We start from the raw sequence: 24,964 nt of genomic DNA on the forward strand, positions 1-24,964 counted from the left end.
TTTAACATCCCTCATTAGTGTGAGCTTCCTAAGTTGAAAGACCTATTAGTTAATAAACAATAGGACTTTAGTATAAATTGCTATTTTGCATTGTTTCTAATGTTATCCATGACTGCCCAATTGGATTAACATATGGCCTTTCCTCATTACAAATTTTACAGTGAGAAGGTGCTTCTTCATTTTCGGGATACTGTACTCCACATGTAGTGCAAATATAATTATTCATATTCCCGCTCCTTTTTTCATATAATTGTTTCTTTACCAATATTTTAATAAAAATCAAAAATATTCGAATCAATATTTGGAACGAAAACGAAGTGATACGAAAGTATGATTTGGTGATTGAAAGTTTAAATAATAAAGGTTAAATTCATTCTATTTTTCAAAACTGCAATTGATATAAAATCTTGCATACTTTTGGGTAAACTTTTTTACAAGTGTAAAAAAGTTTCTTTGCATTTCCCTACCTATAATTGCTAATATAGTAGAGTAGAACTTTTATAGAGAGAAGGAAAATTATGCACAATGGAATTCGAATGACAACTTTAGTAAAAAGGGCTATGTTAGTTTGTGCGGGAGTATTATTCACATACGAAGCGGCTTTTGGATCAGTACATACTGCTTTAGCTAGTACAGAGGATGAAGCAAAATCTGTTCAACTTGTAAGTGAGATTCAAACATCTCTTGCTCCGAAAGAAGCTCCAAAACATTATAACGGGCAAGTTAGAAAAGTCGCTTATTTAACATTTGATGACGGTCCTGGAAAATACACAGCTGAGCTTTTAGATATGTTAAAGAAAGAAAATGCAAAAGCAACATTTTTCCTAATTGGTTCAAACGTAAAAGCTTTCCCTGATCTTGTAAAACGCGAAGATGCTGAAGGCCACTACGTTGGGATGCACAGTATGACTCATAACTACAAGAAACTTTACACTGAAGGTCATTACGTAGATGAAATGAAGGAAGACCAAGGCTTAATCGCTGGTGTTTTAGGTAAATCACCAGTATTAACTCGTCCAGCTTACGGCTCTATGCCAGGATTAAACGAAGCTCTTCGCAACAAAGTTGTAGACAATGGCTTAAAAGTTTGGGATTGGACAATTGACTCTTTAGACTGGAAATATAACAAAATGCAAGTTGATGCTGCATCAGCTAAAATTGTAGAAAACGTTCTAGCTCATTCTACAAATCCAACAGAAGTTATCCTTATGCATGATATTCATCCACAATCAGTAAAAGCAGTACCTGGAATTATTAAAGGACTGAAAGAAAAAGGATATGAATTAGAAGCATATAATGAGAACGAACACTTCCCATTAAACTTCTGGCATGATAATCGTATGTAATGAAAAGACTTGATCCCCTCTAGTAGGTTATCAAGTCTTTTTTATCGTTTTTAGAATTTCCTTATAGAGAAAACCTATACACGCTTGCACCATATCAACATTATACGTCCCTTCCCTTTTATCAAATAAATTTAACTTTGAAATATCACATGCTATCTTTAACCTAGTTTAAATAAGTAGATGTTATATAATCGTATTTATAGTGCAAACTGAAGAAACTTGGAATCAATTTAAGAAAGAAACGCGATAAGTAAAAAACTACAAAAGCGACTTATTCAAAATAAAAACATACATATCAGAATACAGTCAAAAAAGGATTGAATATACAATTTCAATCCTTTTTTATATTATCAACACTTTAGCACATATTACTCTTAAGGAGTGATATGTATATGGATTTTCTTTCACCTGAATATTTGTCTGCCTTGCTTGCCATTATTGTAATCGATTTAGTGTTAGCCGGAGATAATGCCATCGTAATTGGATTAGCAGCAAGAAGATTACCGAAAGACCAACAAAAGAAAGTTATCATTTGGGGAACCATTGGAGCAATCGCTATTAGGGCTCTCGCTACCTTAGTTGTCGTTTGGTTATTAAAAATACCTGGATTACTCCTAATTGGTGGTGTACTTCTTATTTGGATCGCTTACAAGCTGATCGCTGAGGGCAAAAATCATGATATTAAAGCCGAAGAAGGATTTTGGTCTGCTATTAAAACCATTATTATTGCTGATGCGTTAATGGGCATTGATAATGTACTCGCTGTTGCAGGAGCTGCCCATGGTAACTTTTCTTTAGTAATCATCGGACTATTAGTGTCTATTCCAGTAGTCGTATGGGGCAGCACATTAATTTTAAAATGGGTGGATCGTTTTCCTGTCATCATTACGATCGGAGCAGCCGTTTTAGCTTATACTGCCGCGAAAATGATTGTAGATGAGAAATGGTTCGCTGGATTTTTCGAAAGTAACCCTTTCGTTAAATGGGCATTTATCATTATTATCATCGTCGGTGTAGTTTTCTTCGGAAAGGCAAAACAAAAAGCAACAGCTGGTTTTGTCTCATAATGATGGTATATTTACAAATAAAAGGCGCTATTCATATGAATAGCGCCTTCTATTATTTATTTAGCTTCCCCTTCCGGAGTCGTTTTTACCTTCGTTTTGTTTTTATCACGGTTGTTATAGTTATACTTCGAACGATCTACTGGAGTGAATCCTTCCGGTGTGTAGAATCGTAATAAGTCACCATTTACGACTTGGTCAGAGTATTTTAGTGAGTTTTGAACCATTTGTTCATTTTTCTTTATTTCATCTGTAAATTCTACAGGTTTTCCAGTAGTTGTATCATAGTATTTGCCGTTTAGTGCAGTAACTGTTGGGCTTACGTAGTTACCGTTACGGAACGCAACGACTTGTTTATGATCTGGTGATAATAAATCAGAACCGAATTGAACATAATTCTTTGTATCTGTACCTAGTAAGTGTAATAGCGTTGGAAGAACGTCAATTTCACCACCGTATTGATGTTGTACGCCACCTTTCACTCCTGGTACACGAACGATTAATGGTACACGTTGTAACTGTGCATTTTCAAATGAGTTCATTTCTTTACCCATTACTTTTGACATTGCTGCATTATGATTATCTGAAATACCGTAATGGTCTCCGTACATAACAATAATTGAGTTATCATATAAACCAGATTGTTTCAAGTAATCGATGAAGCCTTTTACAGATTCATCTAAATAGCGTGCTGTTTGGAAGTACGTATCTACTGATGAATCACCTGTTGTTGCTGGTTCAATCGTTGCTTCTGCCTTATCGATTGGATAAGGGAAATGGTTCGATAACGTAATAAACTTTGTATAGAACGGTTGTTTCAACGTTTGTAATAACGGAATAGATTCATTAAAGAACGGTTTATCTTTTAATCCGTAGTTTACTACGTCTTTTTCATTCATATCGTAGTATGACGCATCAAAGAATTTATTAAAACCAAATGATTTATAAATATCGTCACGGTTCCAGAATGTTTTGTAGTTACCGTGGAATACTGCTGATGTGTATCCTTGTTGTCCTAAAATAGCTGGTGCTGATTGATACGTATTATGAGATTTCGTTGTAAAGACAGAACCTTGCGGTAAGCCAAACATTGAATTCTCTAACATAAACTCCGCATCAGATGTTTTCCCTTGTCCTGTTTGATGGAAGAAGTTATCAAAGTATAGTGTATTCGCATCTTTTGTAAATGAGTTTAAGAACGGTGTAACTTCTTGACCATTTAATTTGTAATCAATTAAGAAGTTTTGGAATGACTCTAAATGAATGTAAATTACGTTCATTCCCTTTCCTTTACCGAAATACTCAGGATTTGGACTTGCATAAGTTGATGTTAAATAATTTCGTACTTCTGTCATATTATCGCCATCCGCTAATGCTCGTTCTGTTGATGCTTTCGCACTTTGAATTCCATCATAAATTGTGTAGTTGTATGCACCTAAATATTTCACAATATAATTACGGTCAAACGTTCTTGTTAATAATTCAGGACGGTCAGACTCTGCAAGACCTAAGTTAACACTGAATAATAAAATACCTACTACAAATACTAGAGATAATTTATGCTTCGCAACACGAATTGGTTTTGGATTTGCAAATTTTGTTGCGACTAACACAATTAATATAATCGTGTCTAAGAAGTATAATGGATCATAAAGATGTAGCAACGCAAGAATACTACCACCTAAATCTCCAAAGTTATTCGTTTGTGTTAATGTCGGGAACGTAATAAAGTCACTGAAAAAGCGATAGTATACTACGTTTGCGTATAAAAGAATCGACAATAACAAATTAATGATAATTAACCAAATATAAGATCGTTTCCCTTTTGCAAATAATGCAAGTCCTAAAAATAGAACTGCTGAACTAAGCGGGTTAAAAAACAGCAAGAATTTTTGGATTGTGTTTGAAATTCCTAAATTGAATTCCGTTACATAAGCTGCATATGTTTTGAGCCACAATAAAATAACGGCAAACAGAAAGAATCCAAAATGATTGCTTAACACACTTTTGCTCTTTAATAAGAACTGTTTCATTTCTCCACCTCTTTTGATCATCCAAGGCTTATTTTTTATAAGTCTGTCTCTCTATTCAAATTTTCTTCTTCAAATAGATTATCTTTATTTAACTATATGAAGAATATTAGTAATTATAATTTGAAGCTAGTATTTATTCAACTATTTCTTTCTAGACATTTTGACCTTGGTTTCTATTTAACAAAATAAATTTGTAACATTTCCTGTTTTCTCCCAAGATTCATCCACTAATTATGACACCCCATACTATATACCTTTATAAACTCATTCGCAAACTATTCTATCTCCAAATTTGGTACATATTTCACATGACAAAATAATACGATTTGATTATATTACTCCACTTACATTTCCCTTCTTCAACTAACTCTTTAAATCTTAAAGTCATTACATCCCTTCCATACATGAAAGAATTCTCCTGTTCATTAATATTATATTTGAATAATTATTCATTTGACCGACCAGCGATGTTACGTTTTCTCGACAAAAAAACTCGCTCTAAAAAGAACGAGTTTTTTCATTATATATTATTGACCTTTGTACATTGCATCTACTTGTTTTTGAAGTTCCTCATTTTCTAAGAACTCATCATAAGTAGCCTCTTTATCGATTACACCGTTTGGTGTTACTTCGATAATGCGGTTTGCAATTGTTTGCACGAACTGATGGTCATGAGATGTGAATAAGATTGTACCTTTGAATGCAATTAAACCGTTGTTTAATGCTGTGATTGACTCAAGGTCTAAGTGGTTCGTTGGATCGTCAAGTGTGATTACGTTCGCACCACTTAACATCATTTTAGATAACATACAACGAACTTTTTCGCCTCCAGATAATACAGAAACGTTCTTCTTAACTTCTTCACCTGAGAATAACATACGGCCTAAGAAACCACGTAAGAAGCTTTCAGACTCATCTTGTGGAGAGAATTGACGTAACCATTCAACTAAGTTGTAATCACTGTTCTCAAAGTACTTAGAGTTATCTCTTGGGAAGTAAGATTGAGAGGTTGTAACACCCCATTTGAATGAACCGCTATCCGGCTCCATTTCACCCATAAGAATTTTAAATAATGTTGTCATCGCAATATCGTTACGGCCGATAAATGCAACTTTATCACCTTTATTTAAAGTGAAGTACACATTATCTAACACTTTTTCACCATCAATTGTTTTAGAAAGACCTTCAACAGTTAATAAGTCATTTCCTACTTCACGCTCAGGTGTGAAGCCAACGAATGGGTAACGACGTGATGACGGTCTAATATCGTCTAATGTAATTTTGTCTAATAATTTTTTACGAGAAGTTGCTTGTTTCGCTTTAGAAGCGTTTGAACTAAAGCGTGCAATGAAGTTTTGTAACTCTTTTACTTTCTCTTCTTTTTTCTTATTAGCATCTTGTGTTAATTTTAAAGCTAATTGGCTTGACTCATACCAGAAGTCATAGTTACCAACATAAAGTTGAATTTTACCGAAATCAAGGTCAGCCATGTGCGTACATACTTTATTTAAGAAGTGACGGTCATGGGATACTACGATAACTGTGTTTTCAAAGTTCATTAAGAAGTTTTCTAACCATTGAATCGCTTTTAAGTCCAAGTGGTTGGTAGGCTCATCTAATAATAGAATATCAGGTTGACCGAATAAAGCTTGAGCAAGTAATACTTTTACTTTCTCTGCCCCAGTTAATTCTGACAATTTCTTATCATGAAGATCTTCACCAATACCTAAACCTTTAAGAAGAATTGCAGCTTCTGACTCAGCTTCCCAACCGTTAAGCTCAGCGAACTCACCTTCAAGTTCAGCAGCGCGCATTCCATCTTCATCACTAAAGTCTTCTTTCATGTAAATAGCATTTTTCTCTTGCATTACTTTGTAAAGTTGCGTGTGACCCATAATTACTGTTTCTAATACTGGGAACTCTTCATATTCGAAGTGGTTCTGTTTTAATACTGCTAGACGCTCACCTGGCGTAATATGTATGTCACCTGTTGATGGTTCAATTTCTCCAGATAAAATCTTTAGAAATGTAGATTTACCAGCACCGTTTGCTCCGATCAAACCGTAGCAGTTACCTGGCGTGAATTTTATGTTAACATCTTCAAATAATTTGCGATCCGCGAAACGCAAACTAACGTTACTTACTGTAATCATTTGTGTCCTCCTACTAATACCGCTTATTTCAGCGTTTTCTCACCGATTGTCTTAAAAAATCGCATATTACGACTCAATTATTGTAGACTATAGCTATTATATAGTAGAAGCTGGATGAATAGCAACGGTTGATTACCTTTCTACAATGAAATCGGATAGTTTTTGTCCATTCCCCTAGCTATTGTATGTATATCATCGACCTCTTTCTCATATAACCTTTCACTGCTCATTCTGTAATATATCGGATTCATTTTCATCTGAAATATTATATACCGAAAAAACTGTAGAGAAATCATTCCCTACAGTCTCTTCTTATTTCGTATTTATTATTTTCTCTTTGTAACTCTTCATTTTACTCGTTAACCCTATTAACGCCGGTAATAATATCGGCATCACAATTAAAGCTAATAGAAGAAGTGCAACGCCAACTACTGATGCAACTTGTATAAGTGTTAATACACCTGATGGAATTAATGCTGCAAATGTCCCGCCTAAAATTAGCGCAGCTGATAATACAACTCCTCCTATATGACGAGATGCAGTTACAATTTTCGTTACCGAATCCCCTTCTATCTCGTTATAGCGCATCATTACGAAAATACTATAATCCACTCCTAAAGCGACAATCATAATGAAGCTAAAGAATGGAACATTCCAGCTTAATGAATCTACATGTAATACATGTGCACTAATTTGTTCGCTTATACCGAGTGATGCGAAGTACGCTAATAGTAATGAGCCAATAATAAATATTGTGTTTAGTAATGAGCGTGTAATTACGATTAATACAATCGCAATTACAATTAACATAATTGTAGCTGTACATAAGAAATCTTGCCCTGTTACTTCTTTTAAATCAACGTTTCTAGCTGTTGTTCCGCCAATTGCTGTTTTCGCATCATGTAATTCCGTTCCCTTTACAGTGCCATCGATTGTTTTATTGATTTCTTGAATAATTGGCATCGCTTCTTTTGAATACGGATTTACATCTAAAATGATAGTCATTTTAGCAATTTTTCTATCCTGTGACATGTACGTGTTCAATGCTTTTTGGAAATCCTCTCCCTCTAGCACTTCTTTTGGAATATAAAACTTCGCAGAGCTCTTCGATTCATTGAGCTCCCCTAAATATTTTTGTGCGTCATGCAGGCCATTACTTACTTTTCCAAGCCCTTCTGTACTTTTAGATAAACCGGATTGTAATTGCCCCATCTTTTCTTGCAGGTCTTTAAGGCCCGTTAAAAGTTGTCCTTGCCCATCGTTTATTTTCGTTAATCCAGATTGTAACTCAACTGATTTATTTGCAATTTGTTTTGAACCTGAAGAACCTTCATTTAATCCATTTTTAAGATCGGCTGCTCCCTTTTGTAACTTATTAACTCCATTGCTCATTTCTTTTAAGCCTTTATCCACTTTCAGTAACGATTGATTCGCTTCTTTAAATGAACTCATCGCCGTTTTGTGCTGTGTTGCTAATTGATTTAATTCATTTGAAAGTACGCTTAATTTCTTTTGAGCCTCTTTAGCAATTCCTATCGTTTGTTGTATGTTTGGATCATTCGCTAATTCTGGTTTCGTTTGAACGAAATTGGTCATTAACATTTCAATTTGTTCATATCCCTTTTTCGCACCATCAATCGCTTGAGAAATACTTCCGAAGTATTGATCGTAAGAGTTTAAACCTTTTTCTAACTGTGCATAACCAGCATGCAGCTGCGACGTTGCATTAGATAGAACATTTATATTTTCGTTTACTGAAGCTAAACCACTCTCAATTTGCTGTGCTCCTTGTGCACCGTCGTTTATGCCATTTGATAATTGATGTAAAGCTGTTCCTAATGCTGATACCCCGTTTTTCGCCTCGTTCGTTCCATCAATTAATTTTTGAACATTCGCAAGACTATTTGAATCATTACTTCCCATTTTATTTTTCGCATCTGTTAATCCATCATTAATTTCCTTTATGCCACCATCGGCATCTCCTAATCCTGTATTCAATTCTCCCGCTTGCTTATTTAAATATAATTCTTTTATCTTCTCACCAGTTGGACGTGTTGGTGCATATACTTCTGACACACCTTTAACTTTCGAAATTTTATCAGTTAATTCGTCTAAAATTTGTAGAGAAGTTCCTTCATCCAGCTTTTTATCAGATTGAATGACTAATGTACTCGGTGAAGAGAAACCAGGCGGAAAATGATCCTCTATTACGTTAATACCCATCTTGGATTCATATTTATTATCCACTTCAAATAAATCATTGTAATTAAGTGTATTAGAGTATTTTAATACGAAAGGAATCGATATTACGAATACGATGATTAAAGCGACAAATGGCCTTGCTACTGAGTTTTTCGCAAAGAATCCCCATAAGCGACTATCCTCATGACCTTTAAATGTTTTAACTGGATAAAACATTCCTTTTCCTAAAAGCACCATGAAAAATGGATTTAAAGTCGTTAATACGAGTAATAATACTAAAACACCAATTGCTACCGCTGAAGTAGATTGATATAATTTAAAACTTGCTAAAGCAAGTGATGCAAAACCAATTAGCACCGCTATTCCGCTATATAATACAGTTTTACCTGCTGATTTGAATGTTTCTTTCGTAACTAAAAATGCATTTTCTTGTTTACTTAATTCTTCTTTAAACCTCGTATATAATAAAATGTTATAATCTGTTCCTACCCCAAACAGGACGACGACTACGAACACTTGTGTAAAGTTTGAGAATGGAAAATTAAATTGATCTACAAGCTGGGCAATAATCCCCATTGAAACTAAATACGATATACCAACTGTAAGAAGAGAAACAATTGGAACAACTGGTGAACGGAATACGAGGATTAATACTACAAGAATGAAAATGATTGAAATAACTTCTGTCTTTTTCACTCCCTCTTGAGAGGATTTAAGAAAATCACCCGCTATTAAGTCACTTCCTGTTAAATACGTTTTTACCCCTTTCGTTTGCACTTTTTCATGAATATTATTTGAAACTTTTGATATTTCACCATGTTTTTTATCTATCGATATTTGCGTTAAAATAGTCGTATTATCTTTAGAAACTAATTGTTTCTCCAAGTCTTTATTGTCTAAATGTGAAACAACTTCCTTAATTCCTAATTGCTCTTTTTCAGTTTGCAGGGCGTTGATTGTTTTTGTTATTTCCTTTTTTTGTTCATCTGTTAAAGCTGCCTTATTGCCACTATTAAAAACGGCTATAATTTCATACTTTTCAACCCCTTCTTTATCCATCTCTTTCATCATCTTGTCAGCAATACTGCTTTGCTTTGTATTAGGGATTGTAATTTTCCCTTTTTCTTTCACTAATTGATCCATATTAGGCATCGTTACGACCATTGTAATAGTAATAACTATCCATAATAGAAAAGATAAACTTCTCCAACTTTTTAACTTGCTCATTTGAATCATCTCCCGTTTTGAAAGTTTCACGTTAGTAACGGAATGAACGTTCATTCCTATTATTCTATTACATTATTTTGTAAATCCTATTAAACTAGTCTTTCCGGAATGAATGTTCATTCCCTTAGTTACGCAAATCCCCTCTCCTACTCTCATTTTTTAAATCTATTTAGGAATGAATATTCATTCCTTTCCTTATAAAGCTATAGAATCAAATGATTCTAATAGCATTCCAAGAGCTTTCTTCTAATTCTTTTACTAACTCTTTCGAGTATTCTAATTGCCCTGTTGCAATTACTTTCGTTAATTTTTCTAGCGGTTGATATACAATAATAATTAAAGCAACTGGAGGCAATGGACGAAGAAAACCTTTTGCGATTCCATCTTCAATAATATTCATAAAGAAGCCTATAAAATCATCAAATATTTTCTTACTCTGTTCATCAAGAAAATAACTATCACAGTGAGAATTTGTAAATAAAAAAGCATCTACATTGTTTCTCGCAAATTCAAATAAACGGTTGTACGTATGACTAAACTGTTCACGAATATTTGCTTCAACAGGAAAATCCGTTTTTATCATTTCAGAAAGCTCTAACATACTTTTTGAAAATAATGAGTTAACAAGTGCCTCTTTATTTTCAAAATAGCGATAAATAGTACCCGCACCGACTTTTGCCTTTTCAGCGATCATTGGAATTGTCGTACCATCGTAACCACGCTCTGCAAAAAGTTGCATCGCAGCATCAAAAATATCCTCTTGTTTGTTTTTAGCCATTTTTTCCACCTCTATTTCCAGGAATGAAAATTCATTCCGTTTTTAATTATAAATTACATGGATTAAAAGTCAAGTGCGTGACAAAGTATAGTTACGTTTTAGTGAAAAAATTATATCAACGATTATTAGAATATATCAGCGCAAGTCTAATTATATCAGCGATTTTCAGAATATATCGGCGCATCTCCAATTATATCAGCGATTTTCAGGATATATCGACTTACCGACAACCAAAGAGAAAGCTGTCCCAAAAATTGTTTTTGGGCAGCCCAATTTTCTATTGAAAACTTAAAAGAAATCATAAATAAATGCTTCTCGTACCGGAACTATTTTCTCAAACGCTTGTATTTCCTCTTCACTTCCGCTAATTAATTCTAATTCATTCAGTTGTAACGGACGTTTATAGCCGAACATTATTGTAGATAACTCGTTTATATCCAGTTTGATGCCTTTATCTATTGTTTTTTCTTTTATTATTGTTATTTCATGATTTGCAAGTCTCACTGTTATGTTATTCCACGGAGCAAATGCGTCTGTAATGTTTAGGATCACTTCTTGCTGTACATTGCTCCAATTCAACTCATATTGTTTTAAGAACTGCTCTACATCTACAATTCTTCCCATAAAATATGGTTTTATTTCTGTCTTCACGCGCGGCTCTTGCAATGAATATAATAACGGTTCGCTTTCACTTACTGTCATTTCAATTTCTTTAATCATAGAATCATGCTGACAAATAAAGTTCCACAGACCATTTCGTGCTTCATTATGCAGTGGTACAAATTCTTCTACTGTCATTTTATAGTTTTCTATTTTGTATAACATGTAACCTGCTGCCTTTTTATTTTCATCATAGTAAATCGCTAATGTTAAATCATCATAAACCGCTTGTAACCACCAGTTCTTCTCTCGAACTAACATACATGAAAAACGTTCTGCAAATGCTTCATAGAGCTTCTCGACTTCTTCTGGATGATTTTCTTTATTAAAACGTTTCACAGTACCATTTACTTGTTTTTTCATCACTAAATCGCTCTTACTTATATGACATTTGAGTAGATTCGCACAAAGTTCCCAGCCGTATTTACGATAAAATGAAACAGCAAATGGATGTAACATAGAGACTGTATAGCCATCTTTTTTCATTGTTTGAAGTGAATGTTGAAGTAGCTCTTTTACATACCCACTTCTTCTGTACTCTGGATACGTCGCTACTCCTGCAACGCCACCCATTTTAAATTTTTCTTTACCTATGTAAATATGAAACGGAATGAGGTGTAGTTTTGCAGCTAAGTCTTCCCCTTCCATAATGACGTATATTTCATGACTTTCCTTCATCTTTGTAAGTTGCTGCTGTAATCGTTCCTCATCTACTTTATATTGAAAAGCGTATTCTGATAAACGTAATGCTTCTCTGAACTTATCTTCTTTTAATTGTATGACATTCATATAATTCTCCTCCATTCCCTGTTTGAATTGTATCATAATTCTTACTATTATAGTTCGGTAAGTGAAACTACAAGGACGTTTTAACAAAAAAAGCAGATACATCACGTATCTGCTTTCCATCCTTTTTATTTAGCTAATTTTTGAAGTTCGTCAAAGAATGTAGGATATGATACACCTACTGCTTCTGCATCTTCAATAATTGTTTTTCCTTCTGCCAGGCAACCAGCAATTGCAAGCATCATTCCGATACGGTGATCACCATAACTATTTACTGTATTGCCTTTTAGAGCTGATTTTCCGTAAATGATCATACCGTCATCAGTTGCTTCTATGCGAGCTCCTAGTTTCGTTAATTCAGCAACGACTGTATCAATACGGTTTGTTTCTTTTACTTTCAATTCATGTGCATCTTTAATTACTGTAATTCCTTCTGCTTGCGTTGCCGCTAATGCGATTACAGGAATCTCATCGATTAATCTAGGGATAATATCTCCGCCAATTTCAATTCCTTTTAATGAAGATGTTTCGATTGTAATATTTGCAGCTGGTTCCGATGCCCCTTCGTTAATTAGATCTACAGTGAACGTAGCACCCATTTTTTCTAAAACATCAATAATACCTGTACGGGTTGGATTCATTCCTACATTTTGTAATACTAGTTTACTATTTGGGATGATTGCACCTGCTACTAAGAAAAACGCTGCTGATGATACGTCACCTGGCACTTGAATGTCTGTTGCTGTTAATTTTTGTCCACCTGACAGCTTCACTGTTTTCCCTTCGCGAGTTACTTTAACACCAAATGCTTCAAGCATTCTTTCCGTATGGTCGCGTGAAATATGTGGTTCTGTAACAGCTGTTACACCTTCTGCACGAAGACCTGCAAGTAAAATAGCCGACTTTACTTGTGCACTTGCAACAGGAGAAATATATTCAATTGCTTTTAAATCTCCGCCACGTATTGTTAACGGTGTAAATGTTCCTTCTTCTCGGCCGTCTATGTTTGCGCCCATTTGTTTTAATGGGTTTGTTACACGCTTCATCGGTCTTTTTGCGATAGATTCATCACCTTGTACGCAAGAGAAAAATGGTGTGTTAGCTAATATACCTGACATTAATCGGATTGTTGTACCAGAATTACCAACATCTAATACAGCTTTCGGTTCTTGTAAACCTTCTAATCCTTTACCAACTACAGTAACCTCATCACCGTTTTGCGTAATTTCTACTCCCATTTCTTTAAAACATGAAATCGTACTTAAACAGTCTGCACCGGGCAAGAAACCTTTAATTGTTGTTTTCCCTTCTGCAATAGAACCGAACATAACAGCACGGTGTGAAATGGATTTATCACCTGGGATTGTAATATTACCATTCAATCCGTTATTAACGGGTTGTATTGTTCTTTCTTTCACGTTTTTCACCTTCTCATTTAAATTGTTTCATAAGTTTGGTATTCTTCTTCTCCAAGCGCTAGCTTTGCTTTCATACGATCTTCTTCCCTTTGGAAGCTAATACGTAATACCCCAAGCAGTCCTTCACGCGCTTCTAATATTTGCAAGTTTGTAATACTAATTTCCTCGCGCGCTAAAATACTCGTAATATGAGCCAATGCCCCCACCTTATCTAATACATCGACGTATAAGTCGTGATAGGCAGGAATTGCCCCTCTCTTTCTTACTGGTAAAGAATCACGGTATTCTTTCGCACCTGCAAAATAGTTTTGAATCTCGCCTGCATCTCCGGTAGAAACTGTTTTATATAAATCTTCCATTTCAGAGATCCACTCTTTTAATAATACCATTAAATGCTCTCGATTTTGCTTTACAATATCACTCCACATTTTTGGACTACTAGATGCGATACGTGTAATGTCTTTGAAACCTCCAGCAGCTAGTTGATAAATGAGCGGATTATCTCCTGCATGTTTCTCAACTTGCTTTACTAAACCTGCTGCGATAAGGTGCGGAAAATGACTAACGATCCCTGTTACATAATCATGTTCTTCCGTATTTAAAACAAGAAAATGTGACCCTGTTCCTTTTAACCATACTTTAAGGTCTTCCACTTGTTTATTTGGCACGTGATTCATTGGTGTTAAAATGTAAAATGCATTTTCAAATAAATGTGCCTTTGCACTTTCAACTCCCGTTTTATGAGAACCCGCCATCGGATGTCCACCAATGAAAGAAACATCCTTTGAAAATAAAGCTTCCGCTTCGTTCATAATAGACCCTTTTGTACTACCAACATCAGTCACTATAACATCTTCTCGTAAACGGAATGACGCAAGTTTGTGTAATAGCTTCTTCGTTTCTTCAACTGGAGAAGCAAAAACAATTAAATGTGCCTCTTCACATGCACGCTGTAAATCAACTCCTATTTCATCTACTACGTGTAATTCTTTTGCACGCTCTACTTGCTCTTTAAATATATCGTACCCTGTTATCGTTACATCGTGCTCTTTCTTAATTGCTAATGCGAGAGAGCCTCCTATTAAACCTGTTCCAATTAATACTACCTTTTTACGCATTTGCCTCATCTCGAGACTTATTTTTTTTATTTTCAAAGTGTTGTTTTAACACTGAAATCACCCCTTCATTTTGCTCCCTTGTTCCAACTGTAATACGGACACCATTCGGGAACGGACGAATAATAAATCCTGCATGTGCACAAGCTTCATAAATCTCTCCAGCATTATCTACCGGTAAGAAGATGAAATTAGTTTGTGACGAATAAAATGGTATACCGTTTTCCTTACAGAAACTCTCGTATTGCTGTAATCCTTCTGTATTCATGTGAACTATTTCTTTAATAAACTCGTCATCACCAAAAGCAATCGTCGCTGCTTTTTGCGCTAATGAAGATACGTTAAATGGTAAACGTACGACATTTAATTTCTCAATTAGCTCTTCCTGTCCGATCGCATATCCAACGCGGAAAGAAGCTAATCCGTATGCTTTAGAAAACGTTCTAAGTACAAGAATGTTTTTATGTTTTTCTAAAAGCGGTAATGTCTTAGGGAAATCTTTTGCTGTTACGTATTCATAGTACGCTTCATCAATGACAATTAACGTATTTTCACTAATGCCTTCAATAAATTGAGTTAATTTTTGCTCATTCACATATGTGCCCGTCGGGTTGTTTGGATTACAAATCCATACGATTTTCGTATTATTATTTACCGCTGACGAAATTTCGTCTAAATCGTATACACCTTTATTTAAAGGAATTTCTTTCACTTCACACCCTTCAATAATCGCATGATGGCGGTACTGCGGGAATGTTGCACCTGCTGTTACAATGTTATCTCCCGCTCGTAATACGGCGCGGCTTATCATTTGAATGATTTCATCTAAACCACTACCACAAAGTACTTGTTCCATTTGCACATGCAACTTATCTGCGATTGTTTGACGGAGCGTTGTAGCACCTCCGTCAGGATATAAAGCATGTTCCAACCAAGAGTTTTGCAACTCTTCTAAAACTCTCGGTGAACAACCAAATGGATTTTCATTCGATGCTAATTTCACAAACAAATGATCTCCGTACACTTCTTTCATTTGTTCTGGTGATTTACCTGGTTTATATGGTTGTAATGATGATAGTTGATCTTTTACTTGCACGTTAAACCCACCTTTTTATTAAAATTCTTTTGCGTAGTTATTGTGTTGCATAATGTTTTGTTTTAATAATTCCATACGATCTTTTCCGAATTGTTCGACTAGTGCATCTGCAAGTTCCCATGCCACAACAGATTCAGCTACTACACCCGCTGCTGGTACAGCGCAACTATCAGATCTTTCAATACTCGCTTGGAATGCTTCTTTCGTATCAATATCAACGCTTGCTAACGGTTTGTATAAAGTAGGAATTGGCTTCATCACGCCTCTTACGATAATTGGCATACCTGTTGTCATACCACCTTCTAAACCGCCGGCATTATTCGTTTTTCTCGTGTATCCTTTTTTTTCATCCCACAGAATTTCATCATGCACTTTGCTTCCTGGTTGTCGTGCCGCTTCAAAACCTACGCCGATTTCAGCACCTTTAAATGCATTTATACTCATAATTGCACCAGCAAGTTTTGCATCTAATTTACGATCGTAATGAACGTAACTACCAACGCCAATCGGCATACCTTCTGCAATGACTTCCACAATACCACCGATTGAATCTCCACTACTTTTTGCGTTGTCAATCGCATTCATCATTTCTTGCTCTACTTCTTTATCTAAACATCGAACTGGTGAGTTTTCAGTAATTGTTTGAATTTCTTCAATTGATAAGTTTGAAATATGTTTTGCTTTTACTCCACCAATTTCAAGAACATGTCCTGCAATTCCCACGCCTAATTCGCTTAAAATTTGTTTTGCAACTGCACCAGCAGCTACACGAACTGTCGTTTCTCTTGCAGATGACCGCTCTAATACGTTTCTTATATCACGATGACCATATTTAATTGCTCCATTTAAATCTGCATGTCCGGGACGTGGTTTTGTAATTGTACGTTTCATGTCTTTACTTTCTTTTTCCGAAATTGGCTCTGCACCCATTACTTTCGTCCAATGTTTGAAATCATCATTTTTTACAATTAACGTAATCGGTGATCCAAGTGTCATCCCGTGACGAACACCACTTACAATTTCAACTGTATCTGTTTCAATTTGCATACGTCTTCCGCGTCCATGACCTTTTTGTCTTCTTAATAATTCTTTATTAATATGTTCCGCCGTAAGTGTCAAACCTGCTGGTACACCTTCTAAAATAACTGTTAACTGCGGTCCATGTGATTCTCCAGCTGTAATGTATCTCATTTCTCTTGCCCCTTTACTATTTTTTTGTACAAAAAAGTCCCTACTGAGCGCTCAGTAGGGACGATGTTTATCGCGGTACCACCCTAGTTGTAGACTTCTTTCGTCTACCTCTCTTCTTCTTTAACGATCGTTCGACCGTCTTACCCTCCAAAAGTTGTCGGGAAAGATGCTCCAAGGCTGTAATTCATGCTTACCTTTGTACTGATTCACACCGACCATCAGCTCTCTTTAACAGTGAGATAAGCACTACTGTTTCCTCTTCAATGCATATATGATATGGAATTAAGATAATTTATTTTTGAAACCTTTTAACTCATCCATGAATCTATGGAATTCTGGAATGTCCATTTGTTGTGCAGAATCTGATAATGCAACTGCTGGATCTGGATGAACTTCAGCCATTACTGCATCTGCGCCAATTGCAAGTGCCGCTTTCGCTGTTGGTAATAATAAATCTCTGCGTCCAGTTGAATGTGTTACATCAACGATAACTGGTAAATGTGTTTCTTTCTTTAAAATTGGTACTGCAGAAATGTCTAATGTGTTACGTGTTGCTCTTTCGTATGTGCGGATACCGCGCTCACAAAGAATAATTTGATCGTTACCTTGCGCAATGATGTATTCCGCTGCGTTAATGAACTCATCAATTGTTGCTGCTAATCCACGTTTTAATAATACTGGTTTGTTAACTTTACCTACAGCTCGTAATAAATCGAAGTTTTGCATGTTACGTGCGCCAACTTGAATTACATCAACGTAGTCTAATGCCATTTCAACATCGTTCGGATTTAAAATTTCACTAATAATTGCTAAGTCAAACTCGTCTGCTACTTGACGTAAAATTTGAAGTCCTTCTACTCCTAAACCTTGGAAATCATATGGAGAAGTTCTCGGTTTGAATGCACCACCGCGCATTAATTTTAAGCCTTGGTCTTTCATCGCTTGCCCCACTTGACGAACTTGTTCTAAACTTTCTACTGCACAAGGTCCCATGATGAACGTTTGTGTTCCGTTTCCAATCAATTCACCTTTTACATCAACAATTGTATTTTCTTGTTTCTTTTTACGTGATACTAGTAACGCTTTACGGTTATCATCTTCTTGTAACTCTAAGCTTGCTTTGAAAATCGTTTTGAAAATATGTTGAACTGTTGATGTTTCGAATGGTCCTTCGTTATGCTCTGCAATCATATCAAGTACTTCACGCTCACGTACTGGATCAAAGCGTTTCGTACCTTGTACTTGCTTTTGCTCTCCAATTTTTTGAACAATTTCACCACGTTTGTTTAAAAGGTGTAATAGTTGTAAGTTAATTTCATCTACCTGTTTACGTAATTGATCTAATTCATGATTTGCCATTTGGAAATCCTCCTCTAATGTTTTAAAAGTATAGTAAGAGAATAAAAAATTCTCTATTTTCTGAACTGACTAATTATACAAATTTATAGTGGAATCGATACCTCTTCTTATTTTAAACTAATAATTCATACAAAGACATGAACTACTAGTTAAAAACCCACTTTTTTGTACAAAAAAGCCCTACTGATTCAATCAGTAGGGACGATATTTATCGCGGTACCACCCTAGTTGTAGACTTCTTTCGTCTACCTCTCTTCATTGTTAACGATCATCTGACCGTCTTTCCCTTCATAAAGACAATACTATCTTTACTACGAAAAAGATGCTCCAGGACTGTAATTCGCTCTTGTTTATGTACTGGTTTGCACCAACCACCAGCTCTCTGTTACAGGGAAACAACAACTACTGCTTTTCCTTTCAATGCATGACTATTTAATTTTCAAGTTGAACCACTAAAATACAAAAAGTCCCTACTGAATAAATCAGTAGGGACGATATTTATCGCGGTACCACCCTAGTTGTAGACTAACTTTCCGTCTACCTCTCTTCACTGTTAACGATCAATTGACCGCTTTTTCCTCATAAAGACAAACTATCTTTATTACGAAAAAGATGCTCCAAGACTGTAATTCATGATTATCCCTGTACTGGTTCACACCAACCACCAGCTCTCTGTTACAGTAAGACTAACCACTACTGTGATCTCTTCATTGCACTTTGTTTATTCAAATGTTTTTGAAATTGAATAAGTATGATTCGTATTATAGAACGCTTTTCAAAACACTGTCAACAACTTTTTATATATTTTTTTAAATTCCACTTTCGTCCTATAATTCTTTTTGTAAATCACCCATTACAATTCCTATGCGAATTATTTCATTTTCTAGTAAATGTAAAACATATTCCTCTACTTCATACTGAACTAATAATTCTTTTATTTGTATGATTTCTTTTTCAAATAAAACGGCTTCGTGACATGTTTGTAGTAAAATAAAAAACACATTTGCAAACATTTCTTTATGCGCTTTCATACTTTCTTTTTTATGAAGCATTTCAATCAATAACCGCTTCATTTCCTCACCTGTACATTTACCATGTACACTTGAAAATGCACGAGACATAATACATAATCCTTTTTCTAATATTTCATCCATGTATAAAATAATACGTAAAAGCATCACATATTCTCTCGCAGTTATCTCACCCATTTTTGGTCGTTCTCGCAAAAATACACTGAGCCAAGCTGTCCAAAACTTTTGTTGTTCTTTTACACTTAATGTTTTGACGTAATAGCATAAAAACTGCATAAACTTAATTTTATTTTCTTCATTTTCTAGTATGAGTAACGGGTATAACCAATTTGTTTTTTGCTCCCAATATAGTACACATTTAATAAATACAAAGCTAAGCCACTTCAAGAAAGCTTCTCTCGTATGCGGATGTAATACTTCCAAATGTTCTATCGCATACTTAATAAATCGCTTCATTTCTGTAAATAAAGGTAAATTTATTTGCGTGTAACATAAGCCGGCCCATGCATATTCCGTAATCTCATTTTGTTTTTTTAAATCTAAGTATGGTAACAAATATTTTCGGCACCATTGTTTTTCAATATGATATAGAAATGTAATATCTGCTATTAAACGAGCAAACATAAAGTTTGTTCGTTCCGAATTAACTCTTACTTGTTCTTCAAATAAAAATAAATATTCATATACATTACGATCGTATAAATGATCATATGATAACAACTTTAATAATACAGCCGTCATTTTTCCAACTGGATGCTGAATTGATTCATTATAAAAATCTTGTTTCCCAAGCTTAAAGTCTGTATCACTCTTCATAACTTGAGGGAACACTGAAAAAGCAAATCGTTTTACAACACGTATACTATTCTCTTCTAACTCTTCTAGTCGATTACTAATTTCATATAGAAAACTACTAATTAACCAATGAAAAGCAGTATTTCTAACAAATTTCTGCAATAGCGGAATAATTTTTTGGATTTGCTCATTCGTCAATCCTCGATTATTTCGCCATTCTCTAATACAAACAAACCATACTTCATTACTTATTTCTTGCACTCCTACTAATTGGTATGCAAATGAAATACTCCACTCTGTGTTTAATTTACATGCTTTTGATAACATCTCTAAAAAATGGCGTTGTTCAAAAACACCATCTTGCGAAAATTGCTGAACTTGCTTCATAATTTCAACATCTTTCAGCTGCAATAATCCGTCAGCAGTTACATTACAAGTAATGCTTTCTGCTGTATCTTCTTTCTTTTGTACACTGTATCGTTCAGAATGAAAATGAGGATGCTTTTGCTTCATTAACTCATACCCATTTGCCGTAGATGGGCTATTCGAATCACACTTGAATAATAAGTCTAATACGAGACATGCATCAAATACCCTCTCTTCTGTAAGATGCTTTATTACAGTTCGAGTGACTTCTTCTTTTGTTTTTTCTAAACAATATGCATAATGCCTTTTTAAAAGTTGAAAAACTTCGTGTTTATAAGTAAAATCTAAAAGAAGTCCTTCATGTAACAACCATTTCATTTTGTCATCTACACGAACAAAAATATTTTTATTCATCGCATCAATTGCAATTCGCTTTTGAAGTACACTATTTGCTTCTATCATTTCTGTAATATAATAATCCGCTTTTTTTTCATTGTTTTCGCATAAATAAGTTAGACACTCTTTTACAATTCGTATTAAAAATGCAAGATCATTTTGATGAAACTCTTTCTCTACATTTTCCTTATTTCTTTTTTTCAGTGCCGTTTGTCTTAACGACAACATTCTCAATTTTTCTAATCCAATCATCATAATTGGAACAGCATAATAAGCGATATATGGCCTCATCTTTTCGTTCCAAATTTGCTCCACATGAGAAAATGTAGATACTGGTAAGCGACTCGATTCCTCGAGTTCTATTGATTCTTGCGTATCATTCCCCCATTTTCTTACACGTTTCAACTTCAGTTTTCCGTCTAAAATAAAAGTTAGTAACAATAAGGCAATTTCTTTATGCTCAGGAAAAGAACATTTTTGCAGTAACTTAGAAATCTTTTCTATAGAGCTACTATCTTTTTCAGCTGTTTCTAATAAAAGGAGTGTCCACCTTGCAAACAACAGCGGGTCCATCTTACTCTTCGTTTCGTTTAAGTAGTTACAAATTGTTCTCCATAATAACGGTGATATTTTAGAATAGTTTTTATAAATTAATTGAAATAATTCTTTCTGATGACTAAAAAGAAATTGTTCCACTAACCATTCTGCAAGTAATTCATCTACTTCATTATAGTTTGGCGTAAGCATAAACAAATTTTGTAATTTACCTTCTGCTTCTAACCATTCGACCCATTCATAATCATGAGCAAATTCCACAAAGTAACGTACTGTTTCAATTTTTTTAATCGATTGCTTTATGTATGATAATTGTTCCTGTTCTACTGACGGGGGAACTGTTACAATATCCCGAATACGCATTCTTTTCGTAATATAATTATCACCCATTAATTCAGCCCAGCGTTTTACTGCTTTTACGAGGGATTGATGATTATTCACCTTATTCGGATACACAATTGGTCTTATCCCTAAATGTTCCCAATGGTACGTATTTTCTCCTTGTGCGACAAAAGCAAATCGTCTTGTACTTGGTGGTAAACCAGTTGCTAAATATTTCATTACTGGGTCATTATGACTATATCCAATGAATAAAACGGTGTAATTTGAGAATAGATCAACTAAAAATCTTCTCGCCCACCCTTCCGTTAAGTAAGCCCTTCCAAAATCACCATCTGTTAAAATTAAAGCCTCTTTCTCCTGTTCTACATTACCATGTATATAAGCAAGACCTTTAAAAGCTCTCCCAGTCGGTAAAGCTGGAGCGTAATAAACATTGATATCTCTATTTATTTCTTTAATTGCTGTTGTAAAATGTTGATCAAAATTTGTTGTTACAATGCGGATATCTGTATCTAAAGGAAATAGCCTTGGAATTGCATAATGCAATGGATTCGGTTTTGATTTCTCTATATGAACAAGATCTCTTGCGACTTGATGTACATCTTTTGTTTTCGCAATTTTACCAAGATAATAATCATGTGGTTCTGTTATTTCACGTTTTTCGACATATAACGTTTTTGCAATTTCATCAACTAAATCATCAAAATTCGGTAAGTTTGATTTCCCTTTCATAGAAACTCCCGCTCCAACAAATAATACTAACTTTCCTTGCTCAAGGTGATCAATTAACTCATCTGGAATTTCTACTTCTGAAGTAATCCACATCCTGGATTCCCCCTTACCTAAAAATGTCATACACTCTCATTTTACTATAACATTTTTTTATTGTTTTTATAATATTTAGACTAAATTCCGAACATGAAAAAGTTTTATGTAAATAAATCCGTTACAATGTATGAACTCCAGAATTTATTGAAAAACTATGTATAAATCGGAGGTGTAAATTTTGAATGATTTCACAGTAGTGCTTATCAAGTTTATATCGTGCATTATCGCATTTAGCATTGGGCTTGCTTTATTTTTCCCTGCAACGTTTGTTCAAATTATTTCATTCAGTCTCTTTGTTACAATCGTATCCTACATGTTCGTTGATAAAATCATTTTAAATCGAATTGGCAATACTGGTGCCATTATGTCGGATTTCTTATTAACATATTTAAGCGTATGGATTTTCGGTAATATTTTATTAGACAACTATATGCAAATTGCATGGGGCAGTATCCTTTCTGCCATCGTCTTCACTTTATCTGAAGTAATCGTTCATCGCTTCTCTAACTCTCATACAAGGCACAACAATGATAACATTCGTATTAATCGCCGCTTTGCATATGGTACAGAGTTTGCTGAAGAACAAAATATATTGGATAAAGATAAAAAAAAGTAACGTTTTAATGCAGGAGCGCCCTTTTTAATTATGTGGTGCTCCTTTTTGTATTTTTTCATTATGGTACGTGAAATTATATAATTGATTATTTCAAAATACCGACCTACTAACAATATTTGACGCTATTTTTTCTAATGAAAACTGCCTCTTATTTAGAGGCAGCCACTTTTAAGTCTTTTACTTCAACAACATCCGCAAACGCTCCCAATACTGCGTTATGATGTTTCACAATATCTTCAGCACGTAACACTTCTGTATTAAATGTACTATGTGCATCACTCACTAACGTTACTTTATATCCTTCACTACATGCTCTGCGCGTTGTCGTATCTACACAATACTCTGTTTGCATTCCCGAAAGAATAACGTGTTCAATTCCTTTCTCTTGTAACACTTCGCTTAAGTTTGTATTATGGAATGAATCTGGAGTCGTCTTTTCAACTATATTATCTCCTTCTTGCGGAGCGATGGCCGCATGGATTCGCCATCCATCCGTACCTTTTTCTAACGGATGATCTTTAGGACCGTTATGTTGGATATAAATAACTGGAATATCATTTGAACGACATTCCCTAATAAGCTCTTGCAATGTTTGTAAAAACTTTCCCCCATTATGTACTGGCATTCCAGCTGTATACATACCCGCTTGCACATCAATTACGATTAATGCTTTTTTCATTTCACACATCCCCCTTTGTTTGTATAAGCCATTATTATTGTTTATATTCCATCATCCAACAATCTTCTAATTTCCCCTCATGCAACTCATGTTCCTTTAAAATCTTTACTTTTTTAAATCCACTTTTTTCATAACACTTTATTGCTCGTTCATTATTTACTTTCGGATCCATTGCAATTGCTTCTGCTCCCATTTCACCCATAATATATGTAATTGCTGCCTGAACAAGTTTTGTTCCAATTCCCTTTCCCCAATAGGCTGGTTCACCGATAAATTGGTCCATACCCCATACATTTTGTGATTCTTTATAGCCATATAACGCTTTCCACTCTGAATCCACTGGATACATTTGTATGTAACCAATCGGAATGGTATCAAATTCTATTAAACATCTTTTTTCATTACTGTTTGGACTATGTATAAAATGATCAAGCACCTTTTCTACAGATTGCGGATTATCTCGTCCTTCGTAATACCGCAGGACTGCTGGGTCCGTTAACCATTTAGAAATGATAGATGCATCATCTTCCATTACGTATCTAATCAATAAACCTTCTTTTTGAAAAAGCATATTATACCTCTATTATTCCTTTATATTTTTTCTTGCTGTTACATCTTTCATTGCACCTACTAATGCATATGGTAGTAATGTAATCGCAAAAAATGCTGTAAATACGTTAAATTGCGGGATTGTATAGAGTGTGAACCATTCAGTGAAAAATTGAGAATTTAATATTCTATTAAAAAACTCTCCGCCTGGCCTAAAGTTTGGCGCCCACGCAGTGATTTCACACAAAATAAAGTGAAACTTTAATCAGTGGGGGTTTTGTTCATCCACCACTGATTATTAGTTGAACCAATCGGGCTTTTACGGACAGTTGATCCCCCACCTAACTTCTTCGCTTTCGCTGAATTTTGAGGTGGGCGT

Annotated in this window: 16 protein-coding genes, 1 pseudogene and 3 other annotated features; of the genes and pseudogenes, 3 read left to right on the forward strand and 14 right to left on the reverse strand. The window is 34.8% G+C overall.

Annotation, left to right across the window (positions count from 1 at the left end; translation table 11 throughout):
- Nucleotides 1-518: 518 nt before the first annotated feature.
- A complete protein-coding gene (locus AC22L0_RS10910; RefSeq protein ID WP_000551443.1) occupies nucleotides 519-1,346 on the forward strand; it encodes a peptidoglycan-N-acetylglucosamine deacetylase in 828 nt (275 codons plus the stop codon).
- A 392-nt stretch (nucleotides 1,347-1,738) separates the two neighbouring features.
- A complete protein-coding gene (locus AC22L0_RS10915; protein ID WP_000346944.1) occupies nucleotides 1,739-2,413 on the forward strand; it encodes a TerC family protein in 675 nt (224 codons plus the stop codon).
- 56 nt (nucleotides 2,414-2,469) lie between these two features.
- Here the strand turns inward: AC22L0_RS10915 and ltaS are convergent, their stop codons facing one another.
- From ltaS to AC22L0_RS10970, 11 genes are all read right to left on the reverse strand, one after another.
- The gene (gene ltaS / locus AC22L0_RS10920; RefSeq protein ID WP_000808774.1) at nucleotides 2,470-4,443 is read right to left on the reverse strand and encodes a lipoteichoic acid synthase; all 1,974 of its coding nucleotides are present in this window, start codon (nucleotides 4,441-4,443) and stop codon (nucleotides 2,470-2,472) included.
- Between the two features lie 527 nt (nucleotides 4,444-4,970).
- On the reverse strand, nucleotides 4,971-6,596 hold the full coding sequence (locus AC22L0_RS10925) for an ABC-F family ATP-binding cassette domain-containing protein (protein WP_000633864.1): 1,626 nt from the start codon (nucleotides 6,594-6,596) through the stop codon (nucleotides 4,971-4,973).
- Between the two features lie 312 nt (nucleotides 6,597-6,908).
- Nucleotides 6,909-10,025 carry an MMPL family transporter gene (locus AC22L0_RS10930; RefSeq protein ID WP_139894532.1) on the reverse strand — a complete coding sequence of 1,039 codons (3,117 nt, stop codon included), beginning with the start codon at nucleotides 10,023-10,025 and terminating at the stop codon, nucleotides 6,909-6,911.
- 211 nt (nucleotides 10,026-10,236) lie between these two features.
- Nucleotides 10,237-10,803, reverse strand: coding sequence for a TetR/AcrR family transcriptional regulator (locus tag AC22L0_RS10935; RefSeq protein WP_061666510.1), 567 nt, complete (start codon nucleotides 10,801-10,803; stop codon nucleotides 10,237-10,239).
- A gap of 288 nt (nucleotides 10,804-11,091) precedes the next feature.
- Nucleotides 11,092-12,252 carry a GNAT family N-acetyltransferase gene (locus AC22L0_RS10940; protein ID WP_118414618.1) on the reverse strand — a complete coding sequence of 387 codons (1,161 nt, stop codon included), beginning with the start codon at nucleotides 12,250-12,252 and terminating at the stop codon, nucleotides 11,092-11,094.
- Between the two features lie 125 nt (nucleotides 12,253-12,377).
- Nucleotides 12,378-13,667 carry a 3-phosphoshikimate 1-carboxyvinyltransferase gene (gene aroA / locus AC22L0_RS10945; protein WP_000664630.1) on the reverse strand — a complete coding sequence of 430 codons (1,290 nt, stop codon included), beginning with the start codon at nucleotides 13,665-13,667 and terminating at the stop codon, nucleotides 12,378-12,380.
- 17 nt (nucleotides 13,668-13,684) lie between these two features.
- Entirely contained in the window at nucleotides 13,685-14,785 is a 1,101-nt protein-coding gene (gene tyrA / locus AC22L0_RS10950) for a prephenate dehydrogenase (protein WP_087966999.1), read from the reverse strand.
- Nucleotides 14,778-15,878, reverse strand: coding sequence for a histidinol-phosphate transaminase (gene hisC, locus AC22L0_RS10955; protein ID WP_087966997.1), 1,101 nt, complete (start codon nucleotides 15,876-15,878; stop codon nucleotides 14,778-14,780). Before hisC ends, tyrA begins: the two co-directional genes overlap by 8 nt.
- Nucleotides 15,879-15,896: 18 nt before the next feature.
- Entirely contained in the window at nucleotides 15,897-17,069 is a 1,173-nt protein-coding gene (gene aroC, locus AC22L0_RS10960; protein ID WP_001269429.1) for a chorismate synthase, read from the reverse strand.
- A gap of 53 nt (nucleotides 17,070-17,122) precedes the next feature.
- Nucleotides 17,123-17,342 (reverse strand) — a binding site (T-box leader).
- A 9-nt stretch (nucleotides 17,343-17,351) separates the two neighbouring features.
- Nucleotides 17,352-18,428: a bifunctional 3-deoxy-7-phosphoheptulonate synthase/chorismate mutase gene (locus AC22L0_RS10965; protein WP_001273575.1), complete on the reverse strand. Its 1,077-nt coding sequence runs from the start codon at nucleotides 18,426-18,428 to the stop codon at nucleotides 17,352-17,354.
- Between the two features lie 194 nt (nucleotides 18,429-18,622).
- Nucleotides 18,623-18,858 (reverse strand) — a binding site (T-box leader).
- 54 nt (nucleotides 18,859-18,912) lie between these two features.
- Nucleotides 18,913-19,148 (reverse strand) — a binding site (T-box leader).
- Nucleotides 19,149-19,255: 107 nt separating this feature from the next.
- The gene (locus AC22L0_RS10970; RefSeq protein WP_140160741.1) at nucleotides 19,256-22,738 is read right to left on the reverse strand and encodes a DUF4020 domain-containing protein; all 3,483 of its coding nucleotides are present in this window, start codon (nucleotides 22,736-22,738) and stop codon (nucleotides 19,256-19,258) included.
- A gap of 181 nt (nucleotides 22,739-22,919) precedes the next feature.
- Here AC22L0_RS10970 and AC22L0_RS10975 point away from each other — a divergent pair, with 181 nt between their 5' ends.
- On the forward strand, nucleotides 22,920-23,357 hold the full coding sequence (locus tag AC22L0_RS10975; protein ID WP_000997702.1) for a YndM family protein: 438 nt from the start codon (nucleotides 22,920-22,922) through the stop codon (nucleotides 23,355-23,357).
- Between the two features lie 148 nt (nucleotides 23,358-23,505).
- Here the strand turns inward: AC22L0_RS10975 and AC22L0_RS10980 are convergent, their stop codons facing one another.
- From AC22L0_RS10980 to AC22L0_RS10990, 3 genes and pseudogenes are all read right to left on the reverse strand, one after another.
- A complete protein-coding gene (locus tag AC22L0_RS10980) occupies nucleotides 23,506-24,036 on the reverse strand; it encodes a cysteine hydrolase family protein (protein WP_000709540.1) in 531 nt (176 codons plus the stop codon).
- A 34-nt stretch (nucleotides 24,037-24,070) separates the two neighbouring features.
- Nucleotides 24,071-24,607 (reverse strand): GNAT family N-acetyltransferase, encoded by a 537-nt coding sequence (locus AC22L0_RS10985; RefSeq protein WP_000898772.1) that lies wholly within the window; start codon nucleotides 24,605-24,607, stop codon nucleotides 24,071-24,073.
- A 12-nt stretch (nucleotides 24,608-24,619) separates the two neighbouring features.
- Nucleotides 24,620-24,838: pseudogene (locus AC22L0_RS10990) on the reverse strand (YfzA family protein); the annotation flags it as partial.
- Between the last annotated feature and the right edge of the window lie 126 nt (nucleotides 24,839-24,964).

This window comes from Bacillus sp. LQ01, from assembly GCF_057624735.1.